This window comes from Rhizobium mulingense, from assembly GCF_029194105.1.
Lineage (GTDB): Bacteria > Pseudomonadota > Alphaproteobacteria > Rhizobiales > Rhizobiaceae > Rhizobium > Rhizobium mulingense.
The window spans coordinates 557,551-581,969 of the sequence record NZ_JARFVE010000002.1 but is presented as its reverse complement, the minus strand read 5'-3'; the positions used below and the strand labels follow the sequence as shown (position 1 = coordinate 581,969).

Here is a 24,419-nt window from a genome sequence, read left to right as displayed (position 1 = left end):
GCCGTGCGGTTGGGTTGATGGCATGGCTGAAGAGACGAAGAAGAAGGTTGTTGTCGTCGGCGCGGGGGTGATCGGCGCCTCCATTGCTTTCGACTTGCAGCGACGTGGGCTTCAAGTGACGCTGGTCGACAAAGGCGAGCCGGGACGCGGCACTTCCTTCGGCAATATGGCGAGCATCGCCCTCGATTTTGCCGCCGGGTCCGGCCCTTCGACCTGGAAGAAAATGCCCGGCTGGCTGCTCGATCCCGAAGGCCCGGTCTGGCTGCGGCCCTCCTATGCGGTAAAGATGCTGCCCTGGTTCCTGCGCTTCCTTGCCTCCGGCCGCCCGTCACGCCTCAGGGAAATCGAAGATGCCGGCATGAGCTTGTCGCAGCGCGCGCTCGGCGATTTCAGGCAGATGCTGCAGGCGATCGGCGCCTCCGAGCTGATGACGGAGGAGGGGTGTCTGGCGATCTACGAGACGGAAGCGGAATTTGCCGCCGACCGCGGCCACCTCGCCATGATGCAGCGCTACGGCCTCGAATTCGAAGTCTTGAGCAACGGCGCCATCCAATATTATGAGCCGGCCCTTTCGCCTGCCATCGCCAAGGCGGTGCTGCTGCCCGACAACAAGTCGATCCGCGATCCCTATCGACTGGTGGTCAAACTGGCCGAGGCGGCCAAAGCGGCTGGCGCGGCCTTCGTCTCCGGCGCCGTCAGGAACATCGAGCGCAAGGGTGATGGCGCCGTCATCGTCCTCCTGGATGATGGCCGCCTCGAGGCCGATTCCGTCGTGCTTGCCGCCGGCGTCCACACCCGATTTCTGGCCGAAAAGCTCGGCGAGCCGATCCCACTGGAAACCGAGCGCGGCTATCACACGCAGATCATGAAGCCGGGCATCTCCATGCGCTATTCGGTGATCTGGCCGGCGCGCGCCTTCATGGTGACGCCGACGGCGGGTGGCATCCGCGTCGGCGGCAATGTCGAACTCGCTGGTCTCGATGCCGCGCCCGATTTCCGCCGCCCGCGCGTGCTGGTGCGCCACGCCCGGCGCGCGCTGCCCGGCCTGAAACTCGAGGAGGCGACGGATTGGATGGGCCATCGCCCGGCGCTACCCGATACGATCCCGATCATTTCACCCTCGTCGAAAATGCCGGGGATCTTCTATGCGACCGGCCACGGCCATCTCGGCCTGACCTATGCGGCGACGACAGCGCGGCTGATCGGCGATATGGTGACGGGCATTGAGCCGCCGGTCGACCCGACCCCGTTCCGCATCGACCGATACTGAATGAGAACCGTTACCTCGGAACCGGAGTTTTCGATATGAGATGGAAGCGCACAATCCAGCTGCTGGATGTCCACGCCGAAGGCGAGATCGGCCGTGTCGCGATCGGCGGTGTACCGAAGATCCCGGGCGATACCATCGCCGCTCAGCTGCATTGGCTGAATACCGATCCGAAGGGCGACGAGCTGCGCCGCTTCCTCTGCCTGGAGCCGCGCGGCGCCCCGATCGGCTCGGTCAATCTGCTGCTGCCGGCAAGGCATCCGGAAGCGGACGCTGCCTTCATCATCCTGCAGCCCGACCAGGCGCATGCGAGCTCCGGCTCGAACTCGATCTGCGTGACCACGGCGCTGCTCGAATCCGGCATCGTCGAGATGACGGAGCCGGAGACGATCGTGACGCTCGAAACCGCCGCCGGCCTCGTCAAGGCGACGGCGACCTGCCGCGACGGGCGCTGCGAGAAGGTCAAGCTCACCATGGTGCCCTCCTTCGTCCATGAACTCGACGTCGAGATCGACACACCGCATTGGGGCAGGATCAAAGCCGATCTCTGTTATGGCGGCATCTTCTATGCGCTGGTCGATGTCGGCCAGATCAATCTGACGATCGAGAAGGCCAATGCCGCCGGCCTCGTCCAGGCCGGCATGATTCTCAAGGATCTGATCAACCGCGACATCAAGGTCGTCCATCCGGAAATCCCGGCAATCTCAGGCGTCGCCTATGTGATGTTCCGCGATACCGAGGCCGACGGCACGGTGCGCACCTGCACCACCATGTGGCCTGGGCGGGCCGACCGTTCGCCCTGCGGCACCGGCAATTCCGCCAATCTCGCCGCACTCCATGCCCGCGGCAGGGCGAACGTCGGCGACGTCTTCACCTCGAAATCGATCATCGGCTCGCAGTTCGCGATCGGCCTGCAGGCGGTGACCGAGGTCGCCGGCCGCCCCGCCGTCATTCCTACCATCACCGGCCGCGGCTTCACCTTCGGCCTTACCCAGGTGGCGCTCGATCCTTTCGACCCGCATCCCGGCGGCTTTGCCCTGACGGATGTCTGGGGGCCGTCGGCGGGGGAGATTTAGACCGGGGTAGGCTGCGTCTTATTCCAAAGCGCGCCGCATCACATCTTCGATTCGCCTCCCACCAAGGCGAGAAGGTTTCGATAGGTCTCGTCAAAGCGGCCCATGATCCAGCCGTGGCAAAACAAGACGTGCGAAAAGATCGGCCTCGGTGGTGTGCGGGTAGCCCGAAAGAATGAAAGCTTCGATTCCCTCCGCGCGATACGCCTGCAGTTTGGCCAGAACCTGGTCGGGATCGCCGACGATTGCAGCACCGCAGCCGGAGCGGGCGCGGCCGATACCTGTCCAGAGGTTGTCCTCGACATAACCCTCGTTGCCGGCCTGGTCGCGCAGTTCGGTTTGGCGCCTGACGCCGACGGACTGGCTGTCGAGCGATTTCGCCCGGATGGCTGCACCCATGGCGTCATCCAGTTTCGACAGCAGCCGGTCGGCGGCAAGTCGTGCCTCAGATTCGGTTTCGCGGACGACGACATGCACGCGGTAGCCGAAGCGGAGCGCGCGGCCACGCGCCTGTGCCCGGCTGCGAAGATCGGCGATCGTCTCACGGACGGCCTCCATCCGGTCCGGCCACATCAGATAGATGTCGGCACCTTCTGCCGCTGCTTCGCGAGCATCCTCGGATAGACCGCCGAAATAGAATTGCGGGCAGCGTCCCGACAGCGGAGCGATCCGCGGCGGATCGACCTTCAGCTTCCAGAAGGTGCCGTCGTGATCGAGCGGCTTTCCATCAAGCAGCGTGCGCAGGATCGACATGGCCTCGATGGTGCGGGCGTAGCGCGGGCCGCTCGCAAGGGTTTCTCCGGGCATCTCGCTGGAGATGATGTTGACCGAGAGGCGGCCATGGGCGATGCGGTCGATGGTGGCGATCTGGCGGGCCAACTGCGCCGGCCAGTTTTCGCCAATGCGAACTGCCATCAGGAGTTTGATCCGGCGCGTGAGCGTCGCCATCGCCGAAGCAAAGGCTGTCGTATCAATGCCGAGCGCATAGCCGGACGGAAGCAGAATATTGTCGAAGCCGCCGCTTTCGGCCTGCAGGACGATATCCCGACAGTGTTCGAAACTCGATAGCAGCCGTGGATCGGGAAAGCCGAGGAATTCGTAGTCGTCGTCGCACAGAGCGGAAAACCAGCTGACTTCGCAGGCCGTGGTCATATGTCGGTGTCTCCGGTCTCGTCGGCGCGATCTCGCGCGGCGGTTCTCTATCGGCCCGGTTTCCGGCGCCAGTGTCTCTGGTAGCAGCCCTTGCCTGTCGAAGGAAGGAACGGCGCCTTTATCCGTTTCCTGTTTCGTAGATCAATTTTCGAAGCGGGGTTGCGCGTGCGGCAGATTGTATTCCTCAACTGCTTTGCCGATGAAGCAGCGTGAAACGAGTATCGATTACCGTAGGCTTTCTTTCGCCACCATCGGCTATGCGCTCAAGGATCAGGCGCGCAGCCTCCGTGCCGATCAGATCTCCCGGCGGACGGATGGTGGTGAGCGAGGGATTTGAGGCGGCGCTGAAGCTGAGATCGCCGAAGCCGATCACCGAAAGCTGTCCGGGGATGTTGATTCCGAGCCGCTGGCATTCGAAGATTACGCCGAGCGCCATATGATCGTTGGAGCAGGCAATGCCATCCACCTGTGGAAATTTCCGCATGGTTTCGCCAAGCAGCATGGCGCCTACTTCGGCGCTCGACGGTGCCGGATGCTGGATGATTTCGACGGTAGCACCCGAGGTTTTGCGGGCTTCCTCTACAAATCCCTCGGCGCGGTGCGCCGCTCTTTTGTCTTCCTGCAGTCGGGCGCCGAGAAAGACGAGATTGCGGCGATTTCGTTGAACAAGGTGTGCGGCCATCGAGTGGCCGACCTGTTGGTGGTGGAAACCGACGGCCATCTCGATAGGCTCTGAGCCGAGTTCCCAGATTTCGACCACCGGCACACTGCTTTCGCGCAGGAGCCTCCTGGTCGCATTGCTGTGGCTAAGCCCCGTCAGCACGATCGCCGCCGGCGCCCAGGACAAGGCCATTCGTACGAGGTTCTCCTCCTCGCGTTCGCTGTATTCGGTGTGGCCGAGCAGCACCTGCAGCCGCTCCTTGCCCAGTTCGGCCTGCATGGTTGCAACTGTTTCGGCAAAGAAGGCATTGCGCACCGATGGCACGATGATGCTGACGGCGCGCGAAGAGGCGGCGGCGAGCCCTCCCGCCATCAGGTTCGGGACATAGTTGAGAGCCTCGATCGATTTTGCGATCGCCTCGCTGGCCGACGCCGATACGGCGTCCGGTTTGCGCAGATAGAGCGAGACGGTCGACGGCGAGACCTCGGCCCGAGCCGCGACATCCATCATCGTCACCCGCTGCATCTTGCGGCGTTTTCGGGTCGGCTTCGCGGAGCGTTGATTATCCACCATTTATCCCGTCGGTATAGTAGCGCTATTATTTCATTGCATGATAACCCATAGGCTTGCGTTGAACAATTCCCATTGACGGGAATTGCGCCCATTTCCCTGATAAAACTCAATAAGTCGGCAAATTTTCTCTGCCGGGTCTGGCTTGTCCGAATTCACCCGCGGCAATTTTCAACGGGGAGGCTTGCAAAAGAAAATCGTAGCGCTATTATTGCTGCGGGAAATGAAGATGGGCACGGGACACGGTTCCGTCTCCGGGAGGTTTGAATGGCGGGAGTGAGCCTGCGGGCGCTGGACAAGAGTTATGGTGCCCTTCGGATCGTCAAGGGTATCGATCTTGAGATTGCCGACGGTGAGTTCGTGGTCTTCGTTGGTCCGTCGGGCTGCGGCAAATCCACGACCCTGCGCATGGTTGCCGGGCTGGAGGCGATCAACGGCGGCGAGGTCAGGATCGGCGACCGTGTGGTCAACCGGCTGGCGCCGCGTGAACGGGATATCGCCATGGTCTTTCAGGACTACGCGCTCTATCCGCACAAGACGGTTCGGGAGAATATGGGTTTCAGCCTGAAGGTGCGCGGGATCAGCGCCGGAGAAGCTGCGGTGCGGGTCGATGAGGCCGCCAACATGCTCGGCATTTCCCATCTGCTCGATCGCCGGCCTGGCCAGTTGTCCGGCGGCCAGCGCCAGCGCGTCGCCATGGGCCGCGCCATCGTCCGCCGTCCGCAGGTCTTTCTCTTCGACGAGCCGCTGTCCAATCTGGATGCAAAATTGCGCGGCCAGGTCCGCACCGAAATCAAGAAGCTGCATCAGGCAATCGGCACGACAATCATCTACGTCACCCATGACCAGGTCGAGGCGATGACGCTGGCCGACCGGATCGTCATCCTGCGCGGCGGCGAGATCGAGCAGGTCGGAACGCCGGACGAGGTCTACAACCGCCCGGCCAGCGTCTTTGTCGGCGGCTTTGTCGGATCGCCCGCGATGAATTTTGCCAAGGCAAGGGCCGATGGCGGCCATCTGGTGTTTGCCAACGGAGACCGCCTGCCGCTGTCGGCAATCCAGGTCCCCGCGGTCGATGGCCGCGAATTCGTCGTCGGGATCCGTCCGGAGCATTTCACGGCAAACGCGTCGGAGGTCGCCCTGAGCTGTCACGTTCAGGTCGTCGAGCCGCTCGGCTCCGATACGCTCGTCCACTTCGCCGTCGGCAACGAAACCCTGACGGCCCGGATGCCGCCGGAGACGCGGGTCAAGGCCGGCGAAACGCTGAAGATCGGCGTCGATCCCGCGAAAATCCATCTTTTTGACGCCGCGACGGAACGCGCCGTCCATTGACGACCCTGCGCGGGGGAGGATGCCAACATCGCGCGACCAAACATCAAACGGGAGGAAATCATGACTTTTTCGAAATTAACCGGTGCATTGTTCTGCGGTGCCATGCTGGCCGTCGCGATGCCGGCTTCGGCGGAGACGGCGCTGAACATCTACATCTCCAGCCAGCACCAGCCGGACGTCTGGCGCAAGGCGCTCGACAAATATGAAGCCGCCAATCCGGATGTGAAGGTCAAGATCGAGACCGGCGGCAACACGTCCGAAGCCCAGGCGCAGTATCTGAACACCGTGATGTCGGCCAAGGACACCTCTCTCGACGTTCTGATCCTCGACGTCATCCGCCCGGCGCAATTTGCAGCTGCCGGTTGGACCAGCGATTTCCCCGGCAAGGACATGTCCTCCTATCTGCCGGCCTATGCGGGCGCCAACACCGTCGATGGCAAGGTGATCGCGCTGCCGGCCTTCGCGGATTCGCAGTTCCTCTACTATCGCAAGGACCTTCTGGAAAAATACGGCATCGAGCCGCCCAAGACCTGGGATGAGCTGAAAGTCGCCGCCAAGAAGATCGCCGAAGGCGAAGGTAATGCCGATCTCCAGGGTCTGTCCTTCCAGGGCAAGGCGATCGAAGGCGCGGTCTGCACCTTCCTGCTGCCGTACTGGAGTCAGGGCAAGACGCTGACCGATAACGGTCGCCTGACCTTCGATCGCGACGCGGCCATCAAATCGCTCAGTCTCTGGAAGGCTTTTGCCGACGAGGGCGTTGCCAAGAAGAACATTGCCGAAGTCGGCACCGACGACACGCGGAAGGAATTCCAGGCTGGCAACGTCATCTTCGCCGTCAACTGGTCCTATGCCTGGGCGCAGGCGCAGGGCAAGGACTCCGCGGTTGCCGGCAAGGTCGGCGTTGCCCGTCTGCCGGCCATGACCGGCGGCGAGCAGGCAACCTGCCTCGGCGGCTGGGAATGGGGCGTTTCCGCCTATTCGCAGCATCAGGACGAAGCGAAGAAGCTGGTCGAGTACCTGTCATCTGAAGAAGTTTCGAAGTTCATGGCAATCAACGGCTCGCTGCTGCCGACCTATGCTGGTCTCTACCAGGACGCCGAGGTGACGAAGAGTGCGCCGTGGTTTGCCGATGCGCTGCAGGTGGTCGAGACCGCCAAGCCGCGCCCGGTGACGCCGCGCTACAACGAAGTAAGTGAAGTCATCCGCACCACGGTCAACGCCGTTCTCGCCGGCGTGACCACGCCGGAAGACGGTGCCGATCAGATCGGCGCACGCTTGAAACGCATTCTGCGGTGAGGAGCCCGTAACTCCTTGCGCAATCCCCTCCCTTTCCTCCGGGGAGGGGAAACCTCCTCAAGGCGGACGAGCAGCATCCGGTTGCAACGGACGAGGCATCGGCCTTGCCCTTCAAACCTCTCAACGTTTCGGAACGAGACCATGGCGACGACAACCACACTCAAGGCGACGGATACGCGCGAGCATCAGCCGGCGGTCTGGACTCGGTGGCTCGATCTCAGCGACCGTGCCCTTGCCGTTTTGCTCCTCGCGCCGGCCGGCCTTCTTCTGGCATTGATCATCGTCTATCCGGTCTGTCGGCTCATCTATACGAGCTTCCTCAACCTATCGCTCACCTCGGGCCTGCCGGCGGAATTCGCCGGGCTGGAAAACTACCGCCTGATGATCGACGATCCGGTATTCTGGGAAACCACCTGGAATACGATCCTGATCACACTGATCACCGTGCCGGGCGCGCTTTTGCTGGGGCTTGCACTTGCGTTGCTCGCCAACCTCCCCTTCCGGACGCAGTGGCCCGTCCGGCTGTCGCTGCTTATTCCCTGGGCGTTGCCGCTTTCCTTTGCCGGTTTGATCTTTGCGTGGTTTTTCCACTCGGAATATGGCGTCGTCAACGATGTGCTGAACCGCCTCGGGTTCGAGGGGATCATCTGGTTCAACTCGCCGGACTGGGCTTTCGCCGCCATCTGCCTGACGATCATCTGGAAGACGTCGTCCTTCATGGCGCTGATCATCCTGGCCGGTCTGCAGACCATTCCGCGCTCGCTTTACGAGGCGGCGGACGTGGACGGCGCTGGACGGCTACGCCAGTTCTTCGAAATTACCCTGCCGCTTCTGAAGCCTTCGATCGTCGTGGCGCTGATCTTCCGCACCATCACCGCGCTGCAGACCTTCGACATCCCCTACATGATGACGGGCGGCGGGCCGGGCACATCCACCGCGACGCTTGCCATGTACATCCACCAGAACACCGTGTCCTTCCTCGATCTCGGCTATGGATCGGCGCTCGCCGTCGTGATGTTCGCGCTGTCGATGTGCGTGACGGCCGTCTATCTCCGCATGATCCGGACCAAGGAGTAACATTCATGAGTACGACGACAGCCCCCGGTTCGGCGTCCTTCCTGTCCGGCAGGCCGCTGCGTGTCATCGCTGCCGGCATCCTTCTGGTGAACGGCATGTTCCCGGCGCTCTGGATCCTGTTCACATCGCTGAAGACCGAAGCCGAGCTGACGGCAAAGCCCATTACCTGGATCCCGCATGCGCCGACCGTTCAGAACTATGTGCAGGCCTTCTCCGACCAGCCGCTGCACATCTTCCTGTTCAACAGCTTCATGGTGGCGCTGCTGTCGAGCGCGCTGACGCTGTTCGTCGCGGTGCTGGCGGCCTATGCGCTCGCACGGCTCAATCTGAGCTATCGCGGGCTGATCCTGTCGCTGATCATCGCCGTCTCGACATTCCCACTGGTGACGCTGCTGGTGCCGTTGTTCGAAATCATGCGGGCGCTCAATCTGCTCAACAGCTGGACGGCGCTGATCCTACCCTACACGGTGCTGAGCCTGCCGGTCTGCACGCTGATGCTGGTCTCCTTCTTCGAAGGCATTCCCCGCGATCTGGAAAATGCCGCGATGATCGACGGCTGCACGCGCATGGGCGCGCTGTTCAAGGTCGTGGTGCCGCTTTGCGCGCCTGGTGTCTTCACTGCCGGCATCCTCGCCTTCGTCAATGCCTGGGATGAATTCCTGCTGGCCTTGTCCTTCAACTCCAACCCGTCATTGCGCACGCTGCCGGTCGGCATCCAGCTTTATCAGGGCGAATTCGCCTTTCCCTGGCCGGTGATCTCGGCAGCGCTGGTCGCCGGCATCGTGCCGGTCGCCATCCTCATCGTCATCTTCCAGGAGCGCGTCGTCTCCGGCCTGACGGCGGGGGGCATCAAGGGATGAACGAGGTGAAGAAGAGACGCGATCTTTCGGAACTGCGCAGCCAGCGCTGGTTCGCCTCGGACGATATGCGCGGTTTTGCCCACCGGCAGCGCACGCAGCAGATGGGCATGCGCCGCGACGAGTTCATGGGGCGGCCGGTAATCGGCATCATCAACACCTGGAGCGAGATGAGCCCCTGCCATGCACATTTGCGCGATCGTGCCGAGGCGGTGAAGCGCGGCGTCTGGCAGGCGGGCGGCTATCCGGTCGAAATGCCGGCGCTCTCGGTCGGAGAGGTCATGGTGAAGCCGACCACCATGCTCTACCGCAATTTTCTCGCCATGGAATGCGAGGAACTGCTGCGCTCGCATCCGGTCGATGGTGCCGTGCTGCTGGGCGGCTGCGACAAGTCTACCCCGGCCCTGCTGATGGGCGCGATTTCGATGGATATTCCGGCGATCTACTGCCCGGCAGGTCCGATGTCGAATGGGCAATGGCGTGGCATGAAGACGGGCGCCGGCACACATACCAAGAAATATTGGGACGAACTGCGCGCCGGCAATATCACCCAGTCGGACTGGATCGAGCTCGAAAGCCGTATGACGCGCTCGGCCGGCACCTGCAACACCATCGGCACCGCCTCGACGATGACATCGATCGTCGACGCCATGGGGCTGACGCTGCCGGGCGCCTCTTCCATCCCCGCCACCGATTCCGGTCATCCGCGCATGGCGTCGGCCTGTGGTGTCCGGATCGTCGAGATGGTCTGGGAAGATCTGAAACCCTCCGATATCCTGGATAGGGCGAGCTTTCTCAACGGCTTGGTTGCCTATATGGCGCTCGGCGGCTCCACCAATGCGGCCGTCCATCTGGTCGCCATGGCGCGCCGTGCCGGTGTCGATCTATCGATCGACGACATGGCGGCGATGGCCGGCAAGGTGCCGGTGGCGGTCAACGTCTTTCCATCGGGCGAATACCTGATGGAGGATTTCTATTTCGCCGGCGGTCTTCTGGCGCTTCTCAACAAGTTTTCGCATCACCTCGATCTGACGCGACCGACGGTCAATGGCCAAACGCTCGGCGACAATATTGCCGGGGCGGACTGCTGGAACGATGACGTCATTCGTGGCGGGGACAATCCGGTGGTGCCACTATCGCGCGGCAAGACGCTGGAAGTTCTGCGCGGCAATCTGGCCCCGAACGGCGCCGTCATGAAGTCTTCCGCGGCCAGCCCGAAATTCCTGAAGCATGTCGGCCCAGCTATCGTCTTCGACAATCCGGGCGTCATGAACACGACACTCGACGATCCCGATCTCGATATCACTGAGGATACAGTGATCGTGCTGCGCAATGCCGGCCCGGTGGGTGCACCGGGCATGCCGGAATGGGGCAATCTGCCGATCCCCAAGAAGCTACTGAAGCAGGGTGTGCGCGACATGGTGCGCATCAGCGACGGCCGGATGAGCGGTACGCACTACGGCACCTGCATCCTGCACGTCTCTCCCGAGGCCGCCGTCGGCGGACCGCTGGCGCTCCTGGAGACCGGCGACCTCGTCGAACTCGACGTAATCGCCGGGACCATCAACATGCGGGTCGATGAGGCGGAAATCGTCCGCCGCCGCGCGGCGTGGAGACCAGCCCCGCCGCTCTACCAGCGGTCCTTCGCAGCCCTTTACCAGCAGCATGTCAGCCAGGCCGATCAGGGCTGTGATTTCGATTTCTTAAGCGGAACGGCCGTGGTGCCCGATCCGGCGATCTATTGAGGAGACGACGATGAGCCTGACCAATCATTTCAAGGCTTGGCTTGCCGAAAAGGATCGGGCAGCACCGCTCGGCACATGGCTGATGGCCGCGGCTCCGGCAACGGCCGAGGCGCTCGGCTATGCCGGCTTCGACTTTCTCGTCGTCGATATGGAGCATGTGCCGGTCGAGGTTTCGGACGTGGCGGGCATCCTGCGCGCCATCGGCTGCACGCCGGCCGAGGCCGTGGTGCGCCTTGCCTGGAACGATCAGGTGCTGGTCAAGCGCGTGCTCGATGCCGGCGCGCGCACGGTCATGCTGCCCTTCGTGCAGACCGCCGAGGAGGCCCGCGCGGCGGCGTCCTACACCCGCTATCCGCCACAGGGCATTCGCGGCGTCGCTGCCGTTCATCGTGGCTCGAAATTCGGCACGATCCCGGACTATCTGAAGCGGGCGAATGGCGAAGTCTGCACCATCGTACAGCTCGAAACTCCGGAGGCGATCGAGCGGCTGCCGCAGATCTCCGCCGTCGATGGTATCGACGCGCTGTTCGTTGGTCCGGGCGATCTTTCGGCCGCCATGGGCCATATCGGCAATATCGCCCATCCGGAGGTCCAGAAGCTGATCGAGAAGGCGGCCAAGGACGCCCAAGCCGCCGGCAAACCGGTCGGCATCGTCGGCCCCAATCCCGATATGGTGAAGCGCTTCCTCGGCTACGGCTACGACTTTGCGGCAATTGCTTCCGACATCGCGATGATGACCGGCCGCGCCAATGACTGGCTAGGCAGCCTGAAAGGGCAGGCGGCTCCTGTCGCGGCACCAGCCGCTGCCTATTGAGGATCGTTTCGTGCGCACAGGCTTCGACCTCGTTCTCGATGCAAAAACGTCGCTCGGCGAATGCCCTTTGTGGTCGGTTGCCGAGCAGCTGCTCTATTTCGTCGATATCAAGCGCGGCCGCATCCATCGTTTCGACCCGCAGGCGCACAGCTTGACGACGCTCGAGCTCGCGGAAGAAGTCGGCTGCATCGGCCTCGCCGCAGGGGGCAGTTTCGTCGCGGGATTGAGGTCGGGGATCTGGCGGATCGATGCGGACGGCAGGCCGGTTCGCAAGCTCGCCGACAATCCGGAGGACCAGACGATCAGCCGCTTCAATGACGGCATGGTCGATCCAGTAGGCCGGTTCGTTGCCGGAACGGTGGATGAAAGCCGCGAAAAGGGAATTGCCGAACTTTACCGGTACGACCGTAACGGATTGGCGCGACTGGCCGATGGTCTCCTGACCTCGAACGGCGTCGCTTTCTCACCGGACGGACGCCGGCTTTATCACGCCGATACACTGCGCTACACGCTCTACGCCTATGACTACGCACCGCAAACCGGCACCGCATCCAACCGGCGGGTCTTTGCCCGGTTCGGCGGCGAAACGGACAAGGGCCGCCCGGATGGCGGCGCTGTCGACCTCGATGGCTGCTATTGGACGGCCCTGTTCGAGGGTGGCCGGGTGCAGCGCTACAGCCCGGACGGCGCGCTGCTGGCCGAATATCCTGTTCCCGTCAGATGCCCGACAATGGTCAGTTTCGGCGGTGCGGACATGCGCACGCTCTTTTGCACCAGCGCCAGCGTCGGCCGCTCCGAGGCGGAGCTTGAAGCATTCCCGCTGTCCGGCGGCCTCTTTGCCATGCGCACCGATGTGGCCGGGCTGCAAAAACCTCTCTTCAACCCGGAAGTCTGATCCATGCCATCCACCTATGACACCGTTCGCTATGCATCGCTTGAAGGCCGCGCGGTGCTGATCACCGGCGGCGCGTCGGGGATCGGCGCGGAAATGGTCAGGGCTTTTGCGGCGCAGGGCGCAAAAGTCTCCTTCATCGATATCGACGCGGTCGAAGGGACAAAGCTCGCCGCCGAAACAGGTGCTGCCTTTTCCCTATGCGATATCACCGATATCGCGGCACTGCGGGTTGCCATCGCCGAGATCGAGCAGGCGTGTGGCGGCATTGCTACCCTGGTCAACAATGCCGGCAAGGATGATCGTCATGCGATGAGCGATGTCGAGCCGGATAGCTGGCGCAGGGCGCTGTCGCTCAATCTCGATCACCAGTTCTTCGCCACCCAGGCGGTCAGCTCGCGCATGGCGGAAAAGGGGGCGGGATCGATCATCATGCTCGGCTCGATTTCCTGGATGCGCGGGCGTCCGGGCATGGTCGGCTATACGACAGCGAAGGCCGCGATCAACGGCATGACAAAGACGCTTGCCCGCGAACTCGGCCCTTCCGGAATCCGCGTCAATTGCATCGTGCCCGGCGCTGTTGTCACCGAGCGGCAGCTGAAGCTGTGGACCTCGCCGGAGCAGAACCAGCAGTTCATCGAACTGCAGGCGCTGAAATTCAGGCTGGATGCAAGCCATGTGGCGCGCATGGCGCTGTTTCTCGGCTCCGACGAAAGCGGCGGCTGTACGGGCGCCAATTTCGTCGTCGATGCCGGCCTGACCCAGAACTGACCGACAACCGACCAAGACGATGCAAGATCTGAAAGACATGGCGATGAAACTCGAAAAGACGGAAACCGGATTTACCGTGTCCATCAATGGCCGGACGATCCTCGATCACAGCACGAGTGCGCCTTGCATCTTTGCCGGCATCGGCGAGGAGCGCATGGATATGTATCGCGGCAACTTCGAGATCGAGGACTATGTCATTGAGCGCGGCAGACTGGCGCATGCCGAGATCGACGGAAACCGGATCGCCCTATCGGAACGGTCGGGCCAGAAGCCACGGCTGGTGTTGACGATCGAGAACGGAGCGATCGAATTTGAAGCGTCCGATCCCCTCATCAATCGCCTCTGGATCCGAATTCCCGCCGATCACGATGAACATGTCTGGGGCGGGGGCGAGCAGATGTCCTATTTCGATATGCGCGGCCGCCGCTTTCCACTCTGGACGTCCGAGCCCGGCGTTGGCCGTGACCAGACCAGCGAGATCACGTTCAAATCGAACGTCAAGGACAGGGCAGGCGGTGACTATTTCAACACCAACTACCCGCAGCCGACCTATGTTTCCTCGGCGCTTTACGCCATGCATGTGGAGACGTCAGCCTATTCCGTCTTCGATTTCCGCCGCAAGGCCTTTCACGAGATCGAGGTCTGGGCGATCCCGGAGCGGATCGAGTTCTTTGCCGCTCCGACATTCGTCGAACTGGTCGAGCTGCTGTCGGACCGCTTCGGCCGCCAACCGCCGCTTCCCGAATGGGTGTATAACGGCGCGATCATCGGTCTGAAGGACGGGGAAAATTCTTTCCGGCGCCTGCAGTCGATGCGCGACGCGGGTGTCGAGGTGTCCGCTCTGTGGTGCGAGGACTGGGTCGGCCTGCGTAAAACCTCGTTCGGCGCGCGTCTTTTCTGGGACTGGCAAGTCAACGAGGAGCGTTATCCGGACCTGCGCCGGAGGATCGCCGAACTCAAGGATGACGGCATCCGGTTCCTGGGCTACGTCAACCCTTATCTCTGTGTCGATGGACCCTTGTTCGAGATCGCCGAAAAAGCCGGCTATTTTGCTACGGATGCAGCCGGCACGACCGCACTCGTTGATTTCGGCGAGTTCGATTGCGGCGTCGTGGATTTCACCGATCCGGCCGCGGCGGAATGGTTTGCCGAGGACATCATCGGCAAGAAGATGCTCGACTACGGCCTCTCCGGCTGGATGGCCGATTTCGGCGAATATCTGCCGATCGATGTCCACCTCTCAAACGGCATCGATGCCAAGCTGATGCACAATCAGTGGCCGACGCTCTGGGCCGAGGTCAACGCCAAGGCGGTTGCCAGCCGCAGCCAGACCGGCGAGGCGCTGTTCTTCATGCGCGCCGGCTTCACCGGCGTCCAGAAACATTGCCCGTTGCTGTGGGGCGGCGACCAGTCGGTCGATTTCTCCCGTCATGACGGGTTGGTCACGGTTATCTGTGCGGCACTGTCCTCCGGCCTGCTCGGCAATGCCTACCACCACTCCGACATCGGCGGCTACACCAGTCTCTTCGGCAATGTCCGCACGCCGGAGCTTTTGATGCGCTGGGCCGAGATGGCTGCATTCACGCCCGTGATGCGCAGCCACGAGGGAAATCGTCCGCGCGAAAACGTCCAGATCGATCAGGATCCGCAGGTGCTGTCGCATTTCGCCCGGATGACGCGGATCTACAAGCACCTTGCTCCCTATCTCAAATCCCTGTCCGGTGAAGCGGTTGCGCGGGGGCTGCCAGTACAGCGGCCGCTCTTCCTGCATTACCAGGACGATCGCGAGACCTACGCGATCCAGGACAGCTACCTCTACGGCCCAGACATACTGGTTGCGCCGATCTGGGAGGCGGCGCAGGCAGATCGTGTCGTCTATCTGCCGCAGGGCGAGCGGTGGGTTCACGCCTGGACCGGCGAAACCTTTGCCGGCGGCGGGAAGGTGCAAATCGCCGCGCCACTGGGGCAGCCGCCCGTCTTCTATCGCGCCGGTTGCGCCGATGAAGCGCTGTTTTCCGGTCTTCGAGGCCTGTGACTGTGAGTTTCGCCGGTCTTGCAGGGCTTCTGGGGCTTGCGGGCCTTGCCGCCTACATGCAGACCCTGACGGGTTTTGCCTTCGGTCTGATCATGATGGGCGGCATCGGGCTGTCCGGGCTGATGCCGCTGCCGGAGGCCGCGGTGCTCGTCGGCTGCATGGTGCTCGTCAATGCGGCGCAGGTCCTGGCACGCGGCTGGCGCGATATCGCCTGGGCGGAATTCTGGCCGGTCGTCATCTCCAGCCTTGCCGCCCTTGCTGCCGGATACTGGCTGCTGGGCTTGATGGTTTCGACGTCCATCGATTGGTTGAAGCTTGTGCTCGGCATCGTCATCATTGCCTCCAGCCTGCAGCTTGCGCTGAAGCCCCAGCCGCTGGCGGTGCGGTCATCGACGGTATCCTTCGCGTTTTTCGGTGCGGTTGCCGGCCTGATGGGCGGCCTGTTTTCCACCGCCGGTCCGCCGCTGGTTTATCACCTCTACCGGCAGCCGCTGCCGGCCGTCAGCATCCGCGAAACGCTGGTCGCGGTCTTTGCCGTCAATGCCATCATTCGGTTGTCCATGGTCGCGGTTGCCGGCGACGTGCCGCACAGCGACTTCTGGTGGGGGCTGCTCTGCATTCCTGTCGTAATGATCATGACCTCGGTTGCCAAAAGGTGGCCGCCGCCCGTGTCTGCCCTGTCTATTCGCCGCATGGCCTTCGGCCTGCTTTTCTTATCCGGCCTGTCGCTGGCCGCTCCCGCCCTTCTGACAATCATAGGAGATCATGCATCATGACCGACCGTCGCACGCTTACCCTCAAGGACCCCGCGCTTCTCGTAGATAAGGCTTTCGTCGAGGGTGCATGGATCGCCGCACCCGACGGCAAGTCGATTGCGGTCACCGATCCCTTCGACGGGGCGCTGATTGCCAATGTGCCGGATCTCGGCCGGGCGGTTATCGCCGAGGCGATCGATGCCGCGGCGGCCGCCCAGAAGCTATGGGCAAGGCGCACGGCCAAGGAACGGGCGCAGGTGCTCAAGCGCTGGCACGATCTCATCATCGAAAATGCCGACGATCTGGCGCTGATCCTGACGACCGAGCAGGGCAAGCCGCTGGCGGAGGCGAAGGGTGAGGTCGTCTCCAATGCCGCCTATCTCGAATGGTTCGCGGAGGAGGCAAAGCGTATCGACGGCGATATCATTCCCGGTCCCAATGCCGGGCAGCGCATCATGGTCCTGAAGCAACCGGTGGGCGTCTGCGCGGCGATCACGCCGTGGAATTTTCCGAACGGCATGATCACCCGCAAGGCCGGCCCGGCCCTTGCTGCCGGCTGCAGCATGATCCTGAAGCCTGCTTCGCAGACGCCGCTATCGGCGCTGGCGCTCGCCCTTCTGGCTGAGCGCGCCGGCGTGCCTAAGGGCGTGTTCTCGGTCGTGACAGGCGAGGCCAAGCCCATCGGTCTTGAATTCTGCCACAATCCGAAAATTGCCAAGATCACCTTTACCGGTTCGACGGGGGTCGGCCGCTGGCTGATGAAGGAAGCGGCCGACGGCATCAAGCGCCTGTCGCTGGAACTCGGGGGCAACGCGCCTTTCATCGTATTCGACGACGCCGATCTCGATGCCGCCGTCGAAGGCGCGATGATCTCCAAGTTCCGCAATGCCGGCCAGACCTGCGTCTGCGCCAACCGCATCTACGTACAGGAGAGCGTCGCTGCGGCTTTCACCGAAAAGCTTCTTGCCAAGGTGTCCGGACTTTCGCTCGGTCGCGGTACCGAAGCCGGCGTCAGCCAGGGGCCGCTGATCGATGAGAAGGCTGTGGCGAAAATGGAAGAGCATGTCGCCGATGTGGTCGCACGAGGCGGGGTCGTGCTTTCCGGCGGCAAACGTAGCGCGCTCGGGGGCACGTTCTTCGAGCCGACGGTCGTCACCGGTGTGACGCAGGCAATGAAGGTGGCAAAGGAGGAAACCTTTGCGCCGCTGGCGCCGATCATTTCCTTCAAGGACGAGGACGACGTCATCGCCATGGCCAATGATAGCGAATTCGGCCTTGCCTCCTATTTTTACGCAAAGGACATGGTCCGCATCTGGCGTGTCGCGGAAGCGCTTGAGGCTGGCATGGTGGGCGTCAACACTGGCATGATCGCCAACGAAATGGCTCCGTTTGGCGGCATCAAGCAGTCCGGCACCGGGCGCGAAGGATCGAAATACGGGATTGAGGGCTTTCTGGAGTTGAAGTACGTGGCCCTCGGGGGGATCTGACGATTCCAATCCCGGGATGTTGTGGACACTTCTCTTGTTGCATCAGAGCACACATGCCCTTGAATCGGCAAGTTGGTGTCGGCTCTCAATCAGAGCCGACATGCCGCGGCCCATCAACGCGCTTCAGAGTCGCTTGATCGTTCCGCTGCTTGCAACAGCTCGTTGAGGCGGGTCGCCCATTCCTTATTGCCCTCTCTGAACGGTTCAAGCGCATCGCCGGCAGCTACCGGAAGCCCGTGGGCTGCCGCGGCGAGGCGGCGAGCCTGATCGATATTCCCCACGGCCATGTGGCAGCAGGCCTGAATGCGCACGAGCGCCGGCCAGTCGGGTCGCGCCTTTAATGCCGTATGCCCGACGTCGAGCGCGCCCTCTACATCATTGGAAAAGAACAGCGCAAGCATCAACAGACTGAACCACACCCCATTCTGCGGATCGTGCGGGTTGAGTTCGAGGCCGCGAGACAAGGGCTTTCGTGCGCCGGCCGCGTCGCCCGAAAAGAGCCGGGCCATGCCGAGGACGAGATGCCCGAGGGCGAAGCCCGAACCGAGCTCGATCGACCGTTCCGCGGCGAGGATCGCCTGCTCGGCTCTGCCCGTGTAGGCCGACACGATCGCCAGCGCATAATGCGAGTACGGGTTTCGCGCGTCGAGATAGATCGCCCGCAGGGCGGCAGTTAACCCTTCCTGACCATCCGCGGCAGGATCTTCCGTCCAGCCATAGGCGATGAGGCCGGCGTTGACCCGAGCCCGCCAGATCTGCGCCTCCGGAAGCATGGGGTCGATCTCGGCGGCCTCGCGGAAAAATCGTCTTGCCAGAAGGTGGGTTGGCTGTGAGACCTTGTGGAAATTGAATGTGCCTTGCCGGACAAGGTCCCAGGCCGTGATGTTGCCGGTGTGGGGAGCGACCGCCAGCCCGTGGCGCAACAGCAGCTCGGGTTCGACTGCCGCGGCGATCCGCTCGGCGATGGCGTCTTGCACCGCGAATATCTCGGCCAGCTGAAGATCGTAGTGTTCGGACCAGACAGTCGCGCCCTTGGCCGCGTCGACGAGGTGCACCGATATTCGGATCCGATCGCCGGTATACCGGATAGCCCCATCCACCAGAAAATTGACACCGAGTTCGACCCCGACGGCGCGCGGATCCCTGGAGCTGTTCCTGTCTTTGAAACTTGCCCCGCGTGAGGCGACGCGCAGCCATCTGAACCGAGTGAGCGCTGTGGTCAGGTCGTCGGCGATCCCGTCGGCCAGATATTGCTTCTCGGCATCGCCGCCCAGATTTTCGAACGGCAGGACTGCGATCCCCAGCTTGGATCTGGCTTGCGCATGCCACTCGCTATCGATTCCTTCACTTGCGCTCTCCACCCGGCCTGAAAACCTGTAGCCGACCCGTGGGACGGTGGCGATCCATTCGGTGCCGTCCGATGCGGGGCCGAGCAGCTTGCGAAGGGCAGCAATCTGAACGGAAAGATTACTTTCCTCGACGGCCAATCCGGGCCAAGCGGCATCCATCAGTGCCGATTTTGAGACCACGCCCCCTTGCGCCGCAAGCAGAACGGCAAGCAGCGAAGCACCGCGGGCGCCGATGGCGACAGGCCGATCGTCACAAAGCAGGCTTCCGTTCTCGGCGCTGAACTCGAAGCGGCCGAATGCAATGTGCTGGGTGTTCATGGCCAGCCATGATACGCCGATTTCGGCGTTTTTCGGAACTTTTCGGCATTGCTTCAGGACTTGCGCCGGCTGAGCGCGCAGAGTCTGTTTTCATCGCGCCACGCAATGGTGAGAGCCATGAAGAACGAAGCAGCCCAGCCGAAAAATCCTTCTGCAGTAACCGCAAAGGTCGTCAGCGGCAGCGACAGCCACATCGCCAAGCAAGGATCCGTCTACCGGTCGGGCGTCTCCGCAGAGAGCGTCGGATCGGCCATGCTGTGGCTCGGGACGATTTCGCTGCCCGCAGGCAGGCGAACCAGCGCCCATCGCCACGAGGGACACGAGACCGCCCTTCTCATGACCGCCGGCCAGGAGATCGAGATCTGGTCAGGGCCGGAGCTCGAATGCTGCGAAACGGTGCGCCCCGGTGACTACCTGTTCATTCCGGCCGGCGTTCCGCACGTCGCCGTCAATCGCAGCGCGGAAAACGCCGAGTTCCTCGGTGCCCGTAACGATCCCGCGGCCAACGAGAGCGTCATTCTCATGCCGGAGCTCGACGGCATTGTGCCCTAAACGCGTCGTCAATCCCTGGAGTTGCCACACTTCAGGTTCGTTCTTTCGCATATCGATATCGCAAAACCGCTGGCCGCTTTTGCGCGATCCAACCACATGGGAGGTGCATCATGGCCATCATCGAACAACGTTTAGCCGAAATGGGTCTTGAACTGCCCGAACCCTTAAAGGTTCGAGACGGCCTGAAATTGCCCTTCGCCTGGGTTCGGGTGCGCGGCACCCGCGCTTATATTTCAGGTCATGTCGCCTGCAACTCGGATGGGACATTGGCAAAACCGCTGGGCAAGGTCGGAGCCGAAGTGTCGCCGAAGCAGGGATACGCATCGGCTCGGCTTGTCGCCTTGGCCCATCTCGCAAGCCTCAAACGCGCCGTGGGAGACCTCGATCGGGTCACGGCCTGGCTGCGCGTTTTCGCGATGGTGAATGTCGCTCCAGGGTTCAATGAGACGCCGCTGGTGACAAACGGCTATTCCGATCTGATACTGGATCTCTACGGTCTCGAGGCCGGCGCGCACGCCCGCTCGTCCATCGGCATGGCCATCCCATTGAATGCGCCGGTAAACTGCGAAGCGGAAGTCGAAATCGACGGTTGATCCCTAATGGGCGCGGGGAATCGATTGTGACGGCATTCCGGGGCGCAGGTGCCGGCACCTACACAACTGCACAGGGGCGACGGGAAGCGGCAACTCACCCTCGACCTGATAGACGAACGCAGCCCATCAGCGGCGTTGCCGAATCCTGCTGCCGACCTGATCCGCCGCGATCTCCTCGATCGGCGCGGGTCTACCCAGCAGATATCCCTGGCCGATGTCGCAGCCCAGATCCTGAAGCCGCTGAAGTTGGCTCTCCTCTTCGATGCCTTCGGCCGTTATCGTCACGCCGAGGCCGGCGCCGAGGGCGATGATGGCCTTGATCACCTTGTCCTGCTTGTCATTGCTCTCGAACGAAGCGACGAAACTCCTGTCGATTTTGATCTTGTCGAACCGGTAGTTGGACAGCTGGGAGAGGCTGGAATAGCCTGTCCCAAAATCATCGAGCGCAATTCCGACCCCCGCATTCACCAGATCGTCGAGGACAATGCGTGCGGTGACGGCGTCCTGGATGATGGCGCTCTCCGTCACCTCAAGCTCGACCCTATGCGCGGGCAGGCCGACATCGCCCAATATCTTGAGAATTCTGAGGCCCAGCAACCGGTCGCTCAGCTGAATCGGTGAAAGGTTGAACGACAGGACAAGCTCGCTTGGCCAGGAAAGCGCATCGGTGCAGGCGCGGCGAAGCAGTTGGTCCGTCAATTCGACGATCAGACCGGCTTCCTCTGCCACTGGAATAAACTCGTTCGGCGGGATGAACTCGCCGGACGCCGTTTTCCAGCGTGCCAGCGCCTCGAAGCCGATAATCTTGTTTTCCTTCAGATCCACGAGCGGTTGATAATAGGGAATGATCTCAGCCTTCTGGATGGCTGCGCGGAGATCCCCTTCTATCCTGACCCGTTTCGCCAGCTCGTCCTGCATCGATGGCACGAAGGGCTTCACCAGATTGCGCCCCTGCTTTTTCGCCACATACATCGCACAGTCCGAATGCCGGATGACCTGACCGAGCTCATCGCCATCCTCCGGATAAAGTGCGAAGCCGACGCTGGCGCCGAGGTCGACGGCGACACCATTGAATGTGAACGGCTTTCCGATTGCGCTGACGATGCGGTTCCCCAAAGCGACAAGATCGGGATTTCCGATGCGCCGCGAGAGAACGACGAACTCGTCTCCGCCAAGGCGGAAAACATCCTCCCGAGGAAAGAGCGAGGAGAGCCGCTGAGCAACGGTCTTCAGCACCGCATCACCGTGATCGTGGCCGAGGAGATCGTTGACCTTCTTGAAGCCGTCGAGATCGATGCTGAACACCGCATACGTATCTTGTGACCTTTGATCGGTCATTGCCTGCGCACATATGGAATCCAGGAATCTGCGGTTCGGCAGCTCGGTCAGCGTGTCATGACAGGCAATCCAGTCGACGTGCTTTTCGGCCTGCAGCCTGCGATCAACCTCCCTCGAAAGGTCCCGGATCCTCAGCGCGGAATAGATGAGCCCCAAAAACCCGGAGATATTCAGGGCAAGCAGTGCGTGGTCGAGCGGATAGTTGTGATGCCGCTCGATAAACTCATCCAGCTCCTCATGCCACTGGAAGCGCCAGGAGAGGCTGAAGAGAAGCAGGAAGATCGCAAGCCAGCCCAATATCTCCAACTGGGGTCTGGTCGGGCGGATGCGGGGCATATGAACGCTCCTGTTGTGTGAAGAGCCATCATGGCCAGTTCGCAGGACCGCATCGTCCTCCGCGGTAATCGAAGACCGCCACAAATCATTCGGGCGGCATTGAAAGCCCAGCTTGCGGTCGCCGACCAGCGCGCAGATAAGTTCGAAAGACCTTTGTGCGCGTCGAAGGTTAACGGTGGGTTGCCCTGACGAGGGGTGCAGGCGGTTCTATGCGCATAACGGATAGCTTTGCCGCAAATCGGACCAGGCGCGGGTTCAGAAATCGACTTGACAAGTTTGATGACGAGTATCATTAATCAGCTATGATGATAAACGTCATTAAAAACGCTGACGGAGGTAGGGCGTCCTCGATCACATGGGTCCATGCCGATTTGTGCCTGTGGCTTTATCGTTCCCTTGACACCTGACGCCGCGAGAGGAGAAGGCCCCGTGAAGGCATTCGTCGTTGACAAGTACAAGAAGAAAGGCGCTCTGCGTCTGGCCAACCTGCCGGAACCGGAATTGCTGGACAATGACGTCCTCGTGCGGATTCAGGCCACCGCCGTGAACCAGCTCGACTCCAAGGTCCGGGACGGGGAGTTCAAGCTTATTCTTCCCTATCGTCCGCCCTTCGTCCTCGGGCATGACCTCGCCGGAACGGTTGTCAAAGTCGGATCCAGGGTGAGGCGGTTCAAGGTGGGTGACGAAGTCTATGCACGGCCTCGCGATCATCGGGTCGGGACATTCGCCGAATTCATTGCCATCGATGAAGCCGATGCGGCGCTGAAGCCGAGCAACCTCAGCATGAGCCAAGCGGCGTCCATCCCGCTCGTCGGGTTGACCGCCTGGCAGGCGCTCGTCGAGGTAGGTAAGATAAAGCCCGGCCAGAAGGTCTTCATTCAGGCCGGCTCCGGCGGTGTCGGGACGTTCGCCATTCAGCTCGCCAAACATCTCGGCGCGACGGTTGCGACGACGACGAGCGCTAAAAATGCCGAGCTGGCGAGAAGTCTCGGGGCGGATGTGGTCATCGACTACAAGACGCAGGACTTCGAAAAGATCTTGTCGGGCTACGATCTGGTGCTGAACAGCCAGGATCCGAAGACGCTCGAAAAGTCGCTGGGCGTGCTGAAGCCGGGTGGCCGGCTCATTTCCATCTCCGGTCCGCCCGAACCGGCATTCGCCAGGGAGCTCGGCCTCAACCTGTTCCTGAAGCTGGTCCTGTGGCTGTTGAGCCGAGGAGTTCGCAAAAAGGCCAAGCATCTCGGCGTCGCTTATTCATTCCTGTTCATGCGCGCGGAGGGGCGGCAGCTGGGTGAGATTGCCCGCTTGATCGAGCAAGGCTTGATCCGGCCGGTCGTCGACAAGGTATTCCCGTTTGAACAGACCGGAGATGCGCTGGCCTACGTCGAGACCGGGCGTGCCAAAGGCAAGGTGGTCATCGCGGTCGCGAATTGACGCGCCGCGCCGGCGGATGCGTGGCCCTATCGCTCTCGCATCCGATTTTCAATGGCGTCCCGGCAATCCGCCAGGCAAGCGTCAAGCAGTTCGTCGGCCAGCGGGGAATCGTCCGGGCAGGCCCTCGAAAGCACGATGGCGCCAACCGCCTGAGCGAGGATGGCGATGGCTTGTGCCCGCCCGCCGGCGCTTGACGCATGATGTCGCGCAATGCCACCCTCCACCGCGCGCACCAGCTTCTCTATTCCTGCAGCGAAAACGGCCTTGGTCTTCTCGGGCTGTCGGGCGGCATCGCAACTCAGTGCCGCGGCCGTGCACCCCTGGCCGCGTCCATCCCGGTGTTCGCGTGCAAGATAAAGCTCCATAACGTCGAGGACGTCATGACCGGCGTAGCGCTGCAAGGTCTCGCTCAACCCATTCTCGGTCGATTCCGCGATCAGCTCCTCCTTGGAGCGGAAGTGATTGTAGAAGCCGCCATGGGTGAGCCCCGCGCGCTCCATCAATTCCGCCACGCCCACGCCATCGAACCCACGTTCGCGAAACAGCTCTGACGCGGTGGCAACAATCCGATCGTAGTTTTCCTGCTTCTTTTCCTTGGTGATCCGCACGTCACGGTCCTTTCGACAGCCATTTCCAGCTATGATGTCGGCCGTCATTATAGCTTAGTTATTGATGATATGCATCATTAATATGGGCGGTCAACAAGGCAGCCGCA

General features: G+C 62.0%; 21 protein-coding genes. 16 read left to right on the top strand and 5 right to left on the bottom strand.

Going from position 1 to position 24,419, the window contains the following annotated elements:
* Nucleotides 1–22 precede the first annotated feature (22 nt).
* Together PYR71_RS02945 and PYR71_RS02940 are read left to right on the top strand one after the other, a co-directional pair.
* Entirely contained in the window at nt 23–1,270 is a 1,248-nt protein-coding gene (locus tag PYR71_RS02945; RefSeq protein WP_275618153.1) for an NAD(P)/FAD-dependent oxidoreductase, read from the top strand.
* A gap of 35 nt (nt 1,271–1,305) precedes the next feature.
* Nucleotides 1,306–2,343, top strand: a complete 1,038-nt coding sequence (locus PYR71_RS02940) for a 4-hydroxyproline epimerase (RefSeq protein WP_183914244.1) — start codon at nt 1,306–1,308, stop codon at nt 2,341–2,343.
* A 90-nt stretch (nt 2,344–2,433) separates the two neighbouring features.
* Here the strand turns inward: PYR71_RS02940 and PYR71_RS02935 are convergent, their stop codons facing one another.
* Nucleotides 2,434–3,492, bottom strand: a complete 1,059-nt coding sequence (locus tag PYR71_RS02935; protein ID WP_275618152.1) for an LLM class flavin-dependent oxidoreductase — start codon at nt 3,490–3,492, stop codon at nt 2,434–2,436.
* A 184-nt stretch (nt 3,493–3,676) separates the two neighbouring features.
* Nucleotides 3,677–4,726, bottom strand: coding sequence for a LacI family DNA-binding transcriptional regulator (locus PYR71_RS02930; protein ID WP_275618151.1), 1,050 nt, complete (start codon nt 4,724–4,726; stop codon nt 3,677–3,679).
* A gap of 264 nt (nt 4,727–4,990) precedes the next feature.
* Between PYR71_RS02930 and PYR71_RS02925 the strand changes: the two genes are divergently transcribed.
* From PYR71_RS02925 to PYR71_RS02875, 11 genes are all read left to right on the top strand, one after another.
* Entirely contained in the window at nt 4,991–6,055 is a 1,065-nt protein-coding gene (locus tag PYR71_RS02925; RefSeq protein ID WP_275618150.1) for an ABC transporter ATP-binding protein, read from the top strand.
* Nucleotides 6,056–6,115: 60 nt separating this feature from the next.
* Entirely contained in the window at nt 6,116–7,351 is a 1,236-nt protein-coding gene (locus PYR71_RS02920) for an ABC transporter substrate-binding protein (protein WP_097607436.1), read from the top strand.
* A 141-nt stretch (nt 7,352–7,492) separates the two neighbouring features.
* Nucleotides 7,493–8,428 (top strand): carbohydrate ABC transporter permease, encoded by a 936-nt coding sequence (locus PYR71_RS02915; protein WP_097607437.1) that lies wholly within the window; start codon nt 7,493–7,495, stop codon nt 8,426–8,428.
* Nucleotides 8,429–8,433: 5 nt separating this feature from the next.
* The gene (locus PYR71_RS02910) at nt 8,434–9,288 is read left to right on the top strand and encodes a carbohydrate ABC transporter permease (protein ID WP_275618149.1); all 855 of its coding nucleotides are present in this window, start codon (nt 8,434–8,436) and stop codon (nt 9,286–9,288) included.
* Entirely contained in the window at nt 9,285–11,030 is a 1,746-nt protein-coding gene (gene araD, locus PYR71_RS02905; RefSeq protein WP_275618148.1) for an L-arabinonate dehydratase, read from the top strand. Before PYR71_RS02910 ends, araD begins: the two co-directional genes overlap by 4 nt.
* A 10-nt stretch (nt 11,031–11,040) precedes the next feature.
* Complete coding sequence (locus PYR71_RS02900; RefSeq protein WP_275618147.1) at nt 11,041–11,844, top strand: HpcH/HpaI aldolase family protein; 804 nt, start codon at nt 11,041–11,043, stop codon at nt 11,842–11,844.
* A gap of 10 nt (nt 11,845–11,854) precedes the next feature.
* A complete protein-coding gene (locus PYR71_RS02895; RefSeq protein ID WP_275618146.1) occupies nt 11,855–12,739 on the top strand; it encodes an SMP-30/gluconolactonase/LRE family protein in 885 nt (294 codons plus the stop codon).
* Nucleotides 12,740–12,742: 3 nt separating this feature from the next.
* Nucleotides 12,743–13,507, top strand: a complete 765-nt coding sequence (locus tag PYR71_RS02890; RefSeq protein ID WP_275618145.1) for an SDR family NAD(P)-dependent oxidoreductase — start codon at nt 12,743–12,745, stop codon at nt 13,505–13,507.
* Nucleotides 13,508–13,526: 19 nt separating this feature from the next.
* Complete coding sequence (locus PYR71_RS02885; RefSeq protein ID WP_275618144.1) at nt 13,527–15,542, top strand: alpha-glucosidase; 2,016 nt, start codon at nt 13,527–13,529, stop codon at nt 15,540–15,542.
* Nucleotides 15,539–16,318 (top strand): sulfite exporter TauE/SafE family protein, encoded by a 780-nt coding sequence (locus PYR71_RS02880; protein ID WP_275618143.1) that lies wholly within the window; start codon nt 15,539–15,541, stop codon nt 16,316–16,318. Before PYR71_RS02885 ends, PYR71_RS02880 begins: the two co-directional genes overlap by 4 nt.
* Complete coding sequence (locus PYR71_RS02875; protein ID WP_275618142.1) at nt 16,315–17,784, top strand: NAD-dependent succinate-semialdehyde dehydrogenase; 1,470 nt, start codon at nt 16,315–16,317, stop codon at nt 17,782–17,784. Before PYR71_RS02880 ends, PYR71_RS02875 begins: the two co-directional genes overlap by 4 nt.
* A 113-nt stretch (nt 17,785–17,897) precedes the next feature.
* Here PYR71_RS02875 and PYR71_RS02870 read toward each other — a convergent pair whose 3' ends face one another.
* On the bottom strand, nt 17,898–19,451 hold the full coding sequence (locus PYR71_RS02870) for a winged helix-turn-helix domain-containing tetratricopeptide repeat protein (protein WP_275618141.1): 1,554 nt from the start codon (nt 19,449–19,451) through the stop codon (nt 17,898–17,900).
* A gap of 117 nt (nt 19,452–19,568) precedes the next feature.
* Here PYR71_RS02870 and PYR71_RS02865 point away from each other — a divergent pair, with 117 nt between their 5' ends.
* Nucleotides 19,569–20,003 (top strand): cupin domain-containing protein, encoded by a 435-nt coding sequence (locus tag PYR71_RS02865; protein ID WP_275618140.1) that lies wholly within the window; start codon nt 19,569–19,571, stop codon nt 20,001–20,003.
* Nucleotides 20,004–20,113: 110 nt separating this feature from the next.
* Complete coding sequence (locus PYR71_RS02860) at nt 20,114–20,596, top strand: RidA family protein (protein ID WP_275618139.1); 483 nt, start codon at nt 20,114–20,116, stop codon at nt 20,594–20,596.
* Between the two features lie 126 nt (nt 20,597–20,722).
* Here the strand turns inward: PYR71_RS02860 and PYR71_RS02855 are convergent, their stop codons facing one another.
* Entirely contained in the window at nt 20,723–22,270 is a 1,548-nt protein-coding gene (locus PYR71_RS02855) for a putative bifunctional diguanylate cyclase/phosphodiesterase (protein ID WP_275618138.1), read from the bottom strand.
* Between the two features lie 429 nt (nt 22,271–22,699).
* On the opposite strand from PYR71_RS02855, the gene PYR71_RS02850 reads away from it, so the two are divergent.
* Entirely contained in the window at nt 22,700–23,704 is a 1,005-nt protein-coding gene (locus PYR71_RS02850) for an NADP-dependent oxidoreductase (protein ID WP_183914267.1), read from the top strand.
* Between the two features lie 26 nt (nt 23,705–23,730).
* On the opposite strand, the gene PYR71_RS02845 is transcribed toward PYR71_RS02850, so the two are convergent.
* On the bottom strand, nt 23,731–24,312 hold the full coding sequence (locus tag PYR71_RS02845; protein ID WP_275618453.1) for a TetR/AcrR family transcriptional regulator: 582 nt from the start codon (nt 24,310–24,312) through the stop codon (nt 23,731–23,733).
* Nucleotides 24,313–24,419 lie beyond the last annotated feature (107 nt).